We start from the raw sequence: 12,647 nt of genomic DNA on the forward strand, positions 1-12,647 counted from the left end.
TTTTTTTTCATCACTACTCTTTCGATTAGCGGGTGCAAAAGTAACACTTCTTTTTAATCTGACAAATAAAATCTGAAATTTTTTTAGAAAAATTATTTTCTTTTCCTCTCGTTTTTATTCATCATTATCTCAAAGACCGTTGCGCATTTTGCGGGGTGCAAAAGTAACATCCGTTTTTAAATCTCACAAGCTTTTTTGAATCTTTTTTGAAAAAAAATTTCTTTTTGATCCCCTAGGCTTGCCAGTATTTCTTAGAACGTTTATCGCTGTTGCGGGTGCAAAAGTAGATAGTTTATTCGTTTAAACAATGACTTTTTTGATCTTTTTTTCGTTTATTTTTTAACTCTCTGGTTTAAGGAAGGTTACACAATCACTTTTTTGATGATTTTTTAAATTTAATAGTTTATCCAAGGAGATCTTAATGAGTTTTGCCGATTTTTACTTCATTATTTGATAATTCTTAGCTATTTCATTCTACCATATACCATATAAATAGGTATTGTTTTACCCCTACAACCACCCCCAGTCCAGATAAAATAAAAAACCACGAGGCAATCCAACTCATTTTTTCAAAAATAATCAAGCAAACAACCGAAGCTAATTATAGAAAAGTTCATAACCTAAACCAACAACCCCTCAGTATTCACAACAATAACAAGAATGCAGTAATAACAAAACTTCCGCATTAGTACAGCAAATGCGAAAAATCAGGATTTAAAAGTTTTAATATCGCCACTAATACAATAACAACAAAGAAGCCACCATAAACTACTTTGACAAAAGAAGCACTAATATTTCAACTGAAACAGAATTCACAGACACCAATAAAAAATAAAAATGAATGAATACTCATTTAATACCAAAATAAAGAACTTCAGAAACCACTTTAGAGAAGTTAGAAATACCTAATTTTTCCCGTATCGATTAACTAAATTACTTACCAAATTACCAACCTTTGAACTTGGTCCATTATTTACCAACTTTTGAACTTGATCCCCAAAAAACATTTAGATTTTAAACAAAAAAAAAAGCCTTTCCATCAAGAAAGGCTTTAACAATATTTGCGGTCTGGACGGGACTCGAACCCGCGACCCCATGCGTGACAGGCATGTATTCTAACCAACTGAACTACCAAACCTCTGCTTTATTGCGGGTGCAAATATACAATAGATTTTTGTTCCCACAAGTATTTTACAATATAAAATCAAAAAAAAAAAAAAAAAAAACTCTCTTAAAAAAATCAAAAAAGCCATCCGTAGATTCCGAATAAATCCAGAAGCATGGAAAGCTTTTCATTGGTCTAACTACAAACCGATCTCGTCATTAGAAGACGAGAAACAACACAACTAGCTTTAGATACCTTATTTGGACAAAAAAGCCTTTCTGTTACGAAAGGCTTCTCCCAATATTGCGGTCTGGACGGGACTCGAACCCGCGACCCCATGCGTGACAGGCATGTATTCTAACCAACTGAACTACCAAACCTCTGCTTTATTGCGGTTGCAAATATACAACAGATTTTTATTTTCGCAAGTCTTTTTAAAGAGAATTTTCAATATTTTTTAATTAAATCAGCCAAAGTTTTGTTTTTCAATTAAATATGAAGTCAAAATTTTATCAAAACTTTCTTCAACTCCTACAGAAATATACTTTATTTTGTTCTGAGCGCAGGTCAAAGCCAGATTGTTGAAGTAATTTCTAACCTTTTTTTCATATTCCTCCTTAACATTATCAGCAAAAAAAACAATTTCTTCTCCAGATTCAACGTCTATAAACTTCCGTGGAGAGTTATCAAAATCAAATTTTAGTTCCGTTTCTTTATCTATAACATGGAACAAAACTACTTTATGCTTATTATGTTTTAAATGTTGCAAGGCATTAAACAAGGCTTCCTCGTTCTCATATTGAAACATATCGGTAAACAAGATAATCATCGAACGCTTGTGAATCTTTTCAGCAATTTGATGCAAATAAGTAATAGTGTCTGTGCTTTTTTTTACTTTTGATTGTTGCAAAAGCCCTTCTAGTGCATTTAAAATCATTCTGTGATGACGATCACTTCCTTTTTCAGGAGCATAATATTCATACGAATCCGAAAAAACACTTAACCCAATTGCATCCCGCTGTTTTTTTAAAACATTCATTAAAACTGCTGAAGCCAATACCGAAAACCCAATTTTGTTTTCGTAAAAAAACTGATCTTCTTTTAATTTGGGATAATGCATTGATGAAGAATTATCAATAATAATATGACATCGTAAATTAGTTTCTTCCTCAAAACGTTTTGTATATAATCTATCCGTTTTTGCAAACAATTTCCAGTCAATATGCTTGGTACTTTCACCAGTATTATATTCTTTATGTTCTGCAAATTCTGCCGAAAACCCATGAAAAGGACTTTTGTGCATACCCGAAATAAACCCTTCTACTACTTGATTGGCTAATAATTCAAGGTGTTGAAAACTAGCAATTCTTTTTATCTGCGACTCGATTTTCATTTTCAAATTCTATTTCCCCAAATTTATTATAAAGATTGAACGATTCAAAAAAACAATTGAGCTTTTTAAGTCGATTTGTTAATTATCGTTTATACTATTTCAAACAAAAAGGTCTGACTCACGCCAGACCTTCTTAAATCATATTATTTCGTTAGATTACAATAAAGCATCTAAACTATCCGCATAGGTTTGTTTTGGAGCAACTCCAACTTGTTTTCCAACTACTTCTCCATTATGAAAAACTAATACTGTTGGGATATTTCTAACTCCGTATTTTGCAGCGAACTCTTGATTAGCGTCAACATCAACTTTACCAACAACAACTTTACCTTCGTATTCGTTGCTTAATTCGTCAATGATTGGCCCAACCATTCTACAAGGTCCACACCATGCTGCCCAAAAATCTACCATTACTGGTTTATCTGATTTCAAAACTACTTCATCAAAAGTAGCATCTGTTATTGCTAATGCCATATTGTTATTTTTTTATGTTTAAAAAGCTAATTTGTTTCAATTAGGTTACAAATTTAGAAATTAAAACCCAATTGAACATCATTCTAAAATTAGTTTTCACTATAAATGTATTAGTTATTACTATTCTTATAGAATTTGGAGCTCATATATAATTTTTGAGGTTCATTAATTTACAAAAAAACTTTACAACATTAAACTGCTACAAAGGTTTTATTTATGAAATATTAAATTGATTTATCTATGCCATTTTCCTCCACCTAAATAAAAACCAAGACTTAAACCGAAATAGTTGTTCTTTGCCTTACCAATGATAAATCCAGATGTATCTTGCAAATTTGTTTTTGGGATAATGTTATACTGAGCAGTCATCCTAAACTTACCCCATTCGAAACCTCCTCGAATCATTCCGCCAAAAACAGCCTGTATCTTTATATTTTCAGCATCTATGTCATTTTCATTTTCGTATGAAGAATAAAATACATTTGCAACACTATTTAAACCAACTCCAGCTCCAACAAATGGAGCAAAAGACCCTCCTCCTGATTTATGAAAGTAATAATCTGAAACTGCCATAAAATTATAATTTGCCTGAATTTTTGAATCGTATTCATCATCATTTCCACTTAAATAATGTACATCCTTGACAATACCTCCTACTTCAATACGAAGACCTACATTTAAGTTATCTTTGATATTGTATTTGGGTTCAACAGCAAAAATAAATCCTGCACTTTGACCTGAGCCAGCAGCAAAACCAAGATCTAAACCAGTTCTGAATTTTCCTTTTTCTTGTGCTGACATCAAATTAATCAATCCCAAAAAAAGAATAGTTAAAGTAATTTTTTTCATTTAATTATAGATTTTAAGTTAAAAGGTCGCTAAAATATGAACATTTGGTTCTAATTCAATATTCATTTAAAAAAAAAGTGGTCATTCAATTCGAATGACCACTTTTACAAGTAGTTACACTTTTATTTTAAATTACAGACTGTATTTCAATCCAAAAGTAAAACCAAGTCCAGAAATACCTACATATGAACTAATATCATTCATTGCTTCATCTGGTCTTGTGGTATCTGTAGTAATAGTTGCTGTATTAGTATTAGGGTTAAATAAGTAATTATTTGAACTACTATTTAATTGATCAACATATTTTACATGACTTGCTGAGTATGATGCGTCAGGACGGAAACTAGTAGGAGTATTTAATTTATCAACTCCATTTTCTGTATATGATTTTGTTTCTTTAGATTTTCCGCTAACAGTAAAATTACGATATTCTAATTCAGCAAAAAGAGAAATGTGGTTTCCTAACTTGTAAGATGTTCCTAAAGCCGCCATAAAACCAACTGTTGGATTAGGTAAAACTACATCTTTTGCATAAGCTTGTACAGTCCCAGCAGGAGTTGTATAAGTTCTATTGGTTTCAATAGTCAAATCTCCATGTACAGGAACAATAACACCTACTTTAGTGTAAGGCTCAAATCCATGAGTCTCTCCTAAAAACAAAACTACAGCAGGAGCTAAATCCAAAGCAGTAACTTTTCCCTCAGCAGTACCAGAAGCAAAGATTGGTCCAGCAGCAACTAATCGGTTAACTGTTTTAACCATTGTTTTTTCTTTCCCTGAGAAATAATTAATTCCCATCTCAACACCCAAGCGTGTTGTAAAGCGATAACCAACATTTAATCCAGTTCTAAATCCTTCACCAAAAGAACCATGATTTGTTTCTCTAGAAACTAAAGTAGTTCCATTAGCCGCATATACATCTGTATTAGGCAATGCACCAGAAACAATTGGAAATTCAGTTGCAGCTGTTTGTACAAAATAAGAACCTCCTAATTTAAAATACCAAGACTCTTTTTTAGCATCTGTTGAGTTAGTTGTTTGTCCTACCATTGTCATTGTAGAAACCAATAATCCGAATAAAAATATTTTTGCTTTCATTTTTTAAAATTTTGTTTGCCCAAATTTATATCTAAATCTGAATCTCTTATCTTCTACACGACAGAATAACATAAAATTGTATTTTTTTCTTAAAAAAATTAAACAGTAATCAATTTTATTGCACAAATAAAGTGTTATCGTTACTAAATTTGCAAAAACAACAAATATTTAAAATTTACAAAAATAAGAATAATATTACTTATTGAATAAAAACAGGTTGTTAAGCGTTATTTTTTACATTTTTTTTATAATTCATTACTGAAAAATCACCACGAAATTGATTAAGGCTTAAATGCTTATTTATCCGATTTATACTCAAAACTGACTTGAAATGTAATAATCAATTTGATAGGTTATCTTTTCGGGAACTGAATCCTATTGAAGTAAAAAAATTTAAAAAAATTACACAAAAAAACCGCTTTAGATTAGCGGTTTTTGTGCGAAGAAAGTCTATTTCGAAAGCTCAACAAAATATTTATAAAACAATGGAATAGTTTCGATTCCTTTGAGATAATTAAAAATTCCAAAATGCTCATTAGGAGAATGGATTGCATCGCTATCTAAACCAAATCCCATTAAGATGGTTTTACTTTTTAATTCTTTTTCAAATAAAGCCACTATAGGAATGCTTCCTCCTGAACGTACAGGAATTGCTGAAACACCAAAAGTTTCAGTATAAGCTAGATTTGCAGCTTTATACCCAATGCTATCTATTGGAGTTACATATCCTTGTCCTCCATGATGAGGCGTAACTTTTACAGTAACACCAGCTGGTGCAATATTCATAAAATGTTTAGTGAATAATTCTGTGATCTCTTCCCAATCTTGATTAGGAACCAAGCGCATCGAAATTTTAGCAAAAGCCTTACTGGCGATAACCGTTTTTGCTCCTTCTCCAGTATAACCACCCCAAATACCGTTCACATCCAATGTAGGCCTAATCGAATTACGCTCATTAGTAACATACCCTTTCTCGCCATAAATATCCTCAATGTTTAAAGCCTTTTTGTAATTTTCAAGATCAAAAGGAGCTTTAGCCATTTCTGCTCTTTCAGCAAGAGAAAGTTCTTCGACCTTATCATAAAAACCAGGAATGGTTATGTGATTGTTTTCGTCATGTAGAGACGCAATCATTTTGGCTAAAATATTAATAGGGTTAGCAACGGCTCCACCATATAAACCTGAGTGTAAATCACGATTTGGACCTGTAACTTCAACTTCTACATAACTCAACCCACGAAGTCCTGTTGTGATTGATGGTTGTTGATTCGAAATCATACCAGTATCCGAAATTAAAATCACATCATTTTTTAATTTCTCTTTATTATTTTCTACAAAGGTTTTTAAGTTTACACTACCAACCTCTTCTTCACCTTCGATCATAAATTTCACGTTACATGGCAAAGTGTTACTCTGAATCATATATTCGAAAGCTTTAACATGCATGTACATTTGTCCTTTATCATCGCAAGCTCCTCTTGCAAATATTGCTCCTTCAGGATGAATATTAGTCGTTTTGATAACTGGTTCAAAAGGAGGAGACACCCATAATTCTAATGGATCGGCTGGCTGTACATCATAATGACCATAAACTAAAATAGTAGGTAATTGAGGATCGATTATTTTTTCTCCGTACACGATTGGATAACCAGCAGTATCGCAAATTTCGACAAAATCACAACCTGCTTTTTCTAAACTTTCTTTAACTGCTTCTGATGTATCAAGGACATCTTGAGAAAAAGCTGTGTCTGCACTCACTGATGGGATTTTTAATAGTTCGATTAACTCATTGATAAATCGATCTTTGTGTTTGGCAACGTATTGTTTTATGTCTTCCATTAAATCAAATTTTTATATCATTCAAAAATACAAAAAACAGAATAAATATTTTTTTTTAAAAAATCCTTTGTAAATTAGAAGATATGATTATCTTTGCACCCACAATTAGCGGATATGGCGAAATTGGTAGACGTGCCAGACTTAGGATCTGGTGCCGCAAGGCGTGTAGGTTCGAGTCCTATTATCCGCACAAAAGCTTCTCAATCGAGAAGCTTTTTTTATTTACTACCCTCTCCAATAGACTCTTGCACTTAGGATTTTAAAAAAAGAAAGCTACAATAAGCTAGTACTGTGTTGTCCAACAATCCAAAGAAACAAGCCTAAATAAATAATACAAACTATAAACTTCATAAAAGACGAGGCGAGAAAACCGATTAATGAACCCGTAGCAGCTTTTAAGGCTCGGTGATGATCTTTGGAATCATAAATAAGTTCACCAACAAAAGCTCCCACAAAAGGACCAATTAAAAAACCCAAAGGTATTGGGGCAATCAGACCAATTATCAGACCAATATTAGTCCCCCAAATCCCATAGCTACTCCCTCCAAACTTTTTAGTCCCTTTGGCAGGAATAACATAATCTAAGATAGAAAGCACGATGGTAATCAGCGCTGCAATCCCAAGAATCCAATAATTAACAGGAACAGCCTTGGTACAGTACAACAATAAAATCCCAACCCAACTTATACTTGGACCAGGTAAAACTGGTAAAAAACTACCAAAAACCCCCACAATAACACAGACAAAACCCAATAACAAAAGCAGGATATCCATAAAAATATTTTTAGTAATTTTGAAAACCAAAATACAATACCAATTTCGTAATACGAATATGAGAAAAATAATTGTATTTTTATAAGATAGTAGTTCCATTCAAAAAACAACCCTTGAAGCAATATTCCCTTTTTTTGGCTCTAATCCTTTTTAATTCTTGTCAATATTTTGACAAGCAAGTTCCTTCTGAAAAGGAATTATTGCAAAAGGAACTAAAGGCAATCAATTGGAAAGAAGTAGATGAATACCCTTCGATGGTTGATTGTGATAAAATTGAAAACAAAAAGCAACGAGAGCAATGTTTTTTCGAAGTACTTACTCAATTGATACAAGAAAAACTCAGTAGCGATACATTGTCCACACTATATCCAGAATTGGACACAATAGAAGTTAAAGTTACCGTTTTCTCAGATGCTACTTTAAAATTTGAACCACAATTTCCAAAAGATTCTGTTGCCTACGATACGGTGAAAATTGATAGCATTCTAAAAGCTCGTTTAGTAGATTTCCCTAAAATAAATCCTGCCATCAAGCGTGGGTTACCCGTAAAAACGCAGTTTATTCTTCCTGTTATTTTAAAGGTAGAGTAGCTAGATTTCAGAATTTAGAATTAAATACGAAATTGCTATCCTAACGAAAAAATTATCACCGTAATATTATTCTGCAATCTAAAATCGTCTCCCTTTCCATTCGTATTTTCCGAACAAACTATACGTTGCCACAGCTGTACAAAAAAAAGGATAGTACAAACTACTTAGAAACAAAAAACGAATTTTACTTTGAGTCAAAAAGAGATTTGCTTTTTTAATCAATACAGTGTCAATTCCAAATTTTGCCAAAAAATAAAAACCAATTAAAAAATTAGGAAGCACTCCAAAAGCTGTCAGCACCAAACCCCAAACAAAACCGAGATTCGCTAAAAAAACAATTATCCCAATTATTTTCCCGAATGAACTCTGATACGAGCTTGTTTTGGAAGCCCAACGCACACGTTGATAAAAAAGCGACCTCCAATCGTTTACAGGTTTTGTAGTAACAACAGTTTTTTTTGATTTTAAATAGGCTACTTTTTCGGGATATTGAATCATTGCTTTTTGCAACAAAAAAACATCATCGCCACTGGCAATACCATTATTCCCTGCAAACCCATTGAGTTTTTGAAAAAATGATTTTGTATAAGCAAAATTGGCTCCATTACACATAAAACCCTTTTGGATTCCAAAACTACCAATAGTTGCCCCTTGTAAACTGGCTAAATCTAATTGCTGAAAATGATGCAGAAACGAATTATCACAGTCATAAGTCACAGCTCCTGCCACCATTTGAACTGGATACGACTGAATGTAATTATCCAAAAAAAGCAACCAATTCTTTTGAACTTCACAATCAGCATCGGTGGTAATAACCCAATCCGTTTTTACATGTTGCATAGCAGTCGTTATCGCATCTTTCTTCGGGGAATTTGTAACCCGAATATTATCAATGACAGAAATCTGAAATCTACAATCTACAATCTGAAATCTGTAATCTGAGGCATCATCAACCAAAATCACTTCAACCAAATCGGTTGGATAATTCAATTTAGAAAGACTTTCTAATAAAACAGGTAAATTTTCGGCTTCATTCCGAAAGGGAACAATGATACTGAAGCTTGTTTTTGGTGTTAAGCCAGTTGAATCAACGTGATTTATTTTGGTAAAACCAAAAATGAGCCAACCGATAGTCAGTACATAAATGATTATTATGGTTAGCAAAAACAAAATCACTGAGTAGGCTTAGTTTTAAAATTCAATACATAATAACTTCCTATAAGAACTGGCAAAACCACATTTAGGAACCACATTAAAGTAGAAATAAAAACGACAACCCATTCATTTACCCCTAATATTCCGAAAAAATATACCGCTACACTTCCTTTGACAGCAAAATCTAGAAACTGAAAAGTGGGCAAAGACGAAGCCAAAAAATAAACACTCGTAATGGCCGACATCAAGGTTAAATACGGCAAATCTACATCAAAAGCCAAAAACAAAAAATAATACTGATGCGAAAAAACCAAGTAGCGTAAAATAGCCAAAAATATATTCTTTTGATGAATCGATTTTGGAATATCATTGATTTTATGAATCAGTTTTTCAATAGAATAACCTTTGATCTTTACTTTTTTGGAAAAAAATAAAACTGCACTAAGAATCAAAAAACATCCGAATAAAATAGCAACCGTTTTGGACGTGATGACATTGAACTGTGAATTGAAATAAAGCAAACCAAAAATTCCAAAAATCACAGTAAGAATCATTTGAATTCCGTTGCAAATCAAATTCAAAAAGACAATTTTTTTGGCTTCTTTTTTTTCAAAATAAAATGCTTTCCCAGCATACTCCCCAACTCCATTTGGTGTAAAAAGACCTGCTGTTAAAGCCGCTAGAACCTGCTTAGTGGCTTCACCTAACGAAATAGAATGAAGATAGGCAACCAAATTTTGCCATTTCAAAATTTCAAAAAAACGGTTTAAAATACTCAAAAGCAATATAAACCCAATTCCTGACACCGATTTGTTCTTTTGAAACAAAATCAAGAATTTTTCCCAATCAAGTTTGTCATTACTCGCTAATTGATTATAAATAAAATAAAACGCACCGCCTACAATCAAAAGTTTGATTAGAAGTACTAGGAATTGCTTAGTTTTGTGTGGTATTGAAATCATTGCGCAAAGTAAAGGAAAAACTTATTTACAAAACTCAGTAAAACAGCCAGAGTTTGACAAATAATCTCAAAAAAATAGAATTTATGAGTTTACTACACCATAAAAATTGGCACGAAAGACATAGAGACACATTAGATTTTGGCAGCCGTTTGGCCGATTCAGTTGCCAATGGAATGGGATCATGGAAATTCATCATTTTTCAAACCTTTTTTGTAATGGGTTGGATGGGGTTGAATCTGGTTGGATACGTTAACCATTGGGATGCTTATCCGTTTATATTGCTAAATCTCCTTTTTTCAACTCAAGCGGCCTATGCAGCTCCTATTATTATGATGTCGCAAAACAGACAGAATGAAAGAGACAGAGCTCAGGCACAATCAGATTATCAAACCAATCTTGATGCCAAACAGGAAATAGAAGATCTGGCCATTAAATTGTACAAACTTGAAACCGAAAAAGTAGATAAGATAATTTCGTTACTGGAAGAAATGAAAGCTAATTCAGATAAATAATGTTACTCCTAAGATTATACCTAACAGGTTTTTAAAACCTTTTAGGTCTTATAGAATATCGACTAGAAAAACTAAAAATTAAACCTTGACAAAAGAACGCATCATATTAGGAATCGATCCTGGAACAACCATTATGGGTTTTGGGCTAATTCGTGTCATCAATAAAAAAATGGAATTTCTGCAGCTCAACGAATTGCAATTGTCCAAATACGATAATCATTATCAAAAACTAAAAATCATTTTTGAAAGAACAATCGAATTAATAGACACTCATCATCCCGATGAAATTGCGATTGAAGCTCCTTTCTTCGGCAAAAACGTACAATCGATGCTAAAGCTAGGTAGAGCACAAGGAGTGGCAATGGCAGCAGGACTTTCGAGAGATATTCCGATTACCGAATACGAACCAAAAAAAATAAAAATGGCTATCACTGGAAACGGAAATGCTAGCAAAGAACAAGTGGCCAAAATGCTTCAGCAACTTTTAGGCTTGAAAGAATTGCCAAAAAACCTCGACTCTACCGATGGTTTGGCGGCGGCGGTTTGTCATTTTTTCAATTCTGGAAAAGTTATCGCGGGCAAAAGCTATTCGGGTTGGGATGCTTTTGTAAAGCAAAATGAAGAACGAATAAAAAAGTAATCAGTGGTCAGTAATAAACTGTACACTAATAAACTGAATACTGACCACTTTCCCAAGACTGATCACTAGAATTCTGAATACTGAACACTAAAAATATGTCCGGCATCTACATCCACATACCCTTTTGTAAGCAGGCTTGTCATTACTGCGATTTTCATTTTTCGACTTCAATGAAGAAGAAAGAAGAAATGGTTTTGGCTATTGCCAAAGAAATCCAAATGCGGAAAAATGAGCTTCTCGATTCCGTTCAAAATGGCAAAGATGAAGTTGTAGAAACTATTTATTTCGGTGGAGGAACGCCGAGTGGATTGCAGATTGCTGATTTGAGATTACTGCTAGATTCGGTTTATAAAAATTATCAGGTTATTGAAAACCCCGAAATTACACTCGAAGCCAATCCCGATGATTTATCAGAAGAGTATTTGATTGCACTTTCAGAAATTGGAATTAACCGCTTGAGTATTGGAGTTCAATCCTTTTTTGAGGATGATTTGCAAATGATGAACCGCGCTCACAATTCGGCAGAAGCCAAAAAATGTTTGGAAATTGCCACCAAATATTTCGATAACATTACGATCGATTTGATCTATGGAATTCCAGGCATGAGCAACGAAAAATGGAAACAAAACATCGAAACAGCTTTGAGTTTTGGTATTCCGCATATTTCGAGTTATGCCTTGACTGTCGAACCCAAAACAGCCTTGAACAAACTCATTGCGAGTGGAAAAATTGCCGAACCGAAAGATGAAGTTGCCTCAGAACACTTTTCGATTTTGGCAGAGATGCTGGAAACAAACGGTTTTGTTCATTACGAATTATCCAATTTTGGAAAAGAAAACTATTTCTCCAAAAACAATTCAGCGTATTGGTTAGGTAAAAAATACATCGGAATTGGTCCTTCAGCACATAGTTATGACGGCATATCCCGAAGCTGGAATGTTTCGAATAATTCACTTTACATAAATTCAATTAAAGAAAATCAATTACCAAATGAAGTAGAGATTTTAACCATTACTGATCGTTACAACGAATATATTATGACGGGATTGCGAACGATTTGGGGAGTTTCACTAGAGAGAATTAAAAACGATTTTGGTACTGATTACTTCCAATATTTGCAAAAACAATCTCAAAAATTCATTGATGATGATTTGCTTTTTATTGAAAGTGGCATTCTGAAACCAACAAAAAAAGGAAAATTTCTGACAGATGGTATTGCTTCAGATTTATTTTATTTAAATTTGGAATAAGAAAAC

The 12,647-nt window shown here is 33.1% G+C and carries 12 protein-coding genes and 3 tRNA genes; 5 read left to right on the forward strand and 10 right to left on the reverse strand.

Annotation, left to right across the window (positions count from 1 at the left end):
* Positions 1–1,064 precede the first annotated feature (1,064 nt).
* The 7 genes from ABEB18_RS09470 to ABEB18_RS09500 form a co-directional block, all read right to left on the reverse strand.
* Positions 1,065–1,138 (reverse strand) — tRNA-Asp (locus ABEB18_RS09470).
* A 273-nt stretch (positions 1,139–1,411) separates the two neighbouring features.
* Positions 1,412–1,485, reverse strand: a tRNA-Asp gene (locus ABEB18_RS09475).
* A gap of 86 nt (positions 1,486–1,571) precedes the next feature.
* Positions 1,572–2,498: a DUF58 domain-containing protein gene (locus tag ABEB18_RS09480; RefSeq protein ID WP_348799063.1), complete on the reverse strand. Its 927-nt coding sequence runs from the start codon at positions 2,496–2,498 to the stop codon at positions 1,572–1,574.
* 156 nt (positions 2,499–2,654) lie between these two features.
* A complete protein-coding gene (gene trxA / locus ABEB18_RS09485) occupies positions 2,655–2,972 on the reverse strand; it encodes a thioredoxin (protein ID WP_110305890.1) in 318 nt (105 codons plus the stop codon).
* A 234-nt stretch (positions 2,973–3,206) separates the two neighbouring features.
* Positions 3,207–3,821: a hypothetical protein gene (locus ABEB18_RS09490; RefSeq protein ID WP_348799064.1), complete on the reverse strand. Its 615-nt coding sequence runs from the start codon at positions 3,819–3,821 to the stop codon at positions 3,207–3,209.
* Positions 3,822–3,953: 132 nt separating this feature from the next.
* A complete protein-coding gene (locus tag ABEB18_RS09495) occupies positions 3,954–4,919 on the reverse strand; it encodes an outer membrane beta-barrel protein (RefSeq protein ID WP_348799065.1) in 966 nt (321 codons plus the stop codon).
* A 450-nt stretch (positions 4,920–5,369) separates the two neighbouring features.
* Positions 5,370–6,758, reverse strand: coding sequence for a dipeptidase (locus ABEB18_RS09500; RefSeq protein ID WP_348799066.1), 1,389 nt, complete (start codon positions 6,756–6,758; stop codon positions 5,370–5,372).
* A gap of 108 nt (positions 6,759–6,866) precedes the next feature.
* On the opposite strand from ABEB18_RS09500, the gene ABEB18_RS09505 reads away from it, so the two are divergent.
* A tRNA-Leu gene (locus ABEB18_RS09505) sits at positions 6,867–6,948 on the forward strand.
* An 83-nt stretch (positions 6,949–7,031) separates the two neighbouring features.
* Here ABEB18_RS09505 and ABEB18_RS09510 read toward each other — a convergent pair.
* A complete protein-coding gene (locus ABEB18_RS09510) occupies positions 7,032–7,532 on the reverse strand; it encodes a DUF456 domain-containing protein (protein WP_348799067.1) in 501 nt (166 codons plus the stop codon).
* 113 nt (positions 7,533–7,645) lie between these two features.
* Between ABEB18_RS09510 and ABEB18_RS09515 the strand changes: the two genes are divergently transcribed.
* Positions 7,646–8,122, forward strand: coding sequence for a hypothetical protein (locus ABEB18_RS09515; protein ID WP_348799068.1), 477 nt, complete (start codon positions 7,646–7,648; stop codon positions 8,120–8,122).
* Between the two features lie 78 nt (positions 8,123–8,200).
* On the opposite strand, the gene ABEB18_RS09520 is transcribed toward ABEB18_RS09515, so the two are convergent.
* The gene (locus ABEB18_RS09520) at positions 8,201–9,286 is read right to left on the reverse strand and encodes a glycosyltransferase family 2 protein (protein WP_348799069.1); all 1,086 of its coding nucleotides are present in this window, start codon (positions 9,284–9,286) and stop codon (positions 8,201–8,203) included.
* An 8-nt stretch (positions 9,287–9,294) separates the two neighbouring features.
* The gene (locus ABEB18_RS09525) at positions 9,295–10,239 is read right to left on the reverse strand and encodes a hypothetical protein (protein ID WP_348799070.1); all 945 of its coding nucleotides are present in this window, start codon (positions 10,237–10,239) and stop codon (positions 9,295–9,297) included.
* An 83-nt stretch (positions 10,240–10,322) separates the two neighbouring features.
* On the opposite strand from ABEB18_RS09525, the gene ABEB18_RS09530 reads away from it, so the two are divergent.
* The 3 genes from ABEB18_RS09530 (at position 10,323) to hemW (ending at position 12,641) form a co-directional block, all read left to right on the forward strand.
* The gene (locus ABEB18_RS09530) at positions 10,323–10,751 is read left to right on the forward strand and encodes a DUF1003 domain-containing protein (RefSeq protein ID WP_348799071.1); all 429 of its coding nucleotides are present in this window, start codon (positions 10,323–10,325) and stop codon (positions 10,749–10,751) included.
* Positions 10,752–10,836: 85 nt separating this feature from the next.
* Positions 10,837–11,391: a crossover junction endodeoxyribonuclease RuvC gene (gene ruvC / locus ABEB18_RS09535; protein ID WP_348799073.1), complete on the forward strand. Its 555-nt coding sequence runs from the start codon at positions 10,837–10,839 to the stop codon at positions 11,389–11,391.
* Positions 11,392–11,507: 116 nt separating this feature from the next.
* Positions 11,508–12,641 (forward strand): radical SAM family heme chaperone HemW, encoded by a 1,134-nt coding sequence (gene hemW, locus ABEB18_RS09540; RefSeq protein ID WP_348799318.1) that lies wholly within the window; start codon positions 11,508–11,510, stop codon positions 12,639–12,641.
* The last annotated feature ends 6 nt before the right edge of the window (positions 12,642–12,647 follow it).

This window comes from Flavobacterium adhaerens (assembly GCF_040045115.1).
Classification (GTDB): domain Bacteria; phylum Bacteroidota; class Bacteroidia; order Flavobacteriales; family Flavobacteriaceae; genus Flavobacterium; species Flavobacterium adhaerens.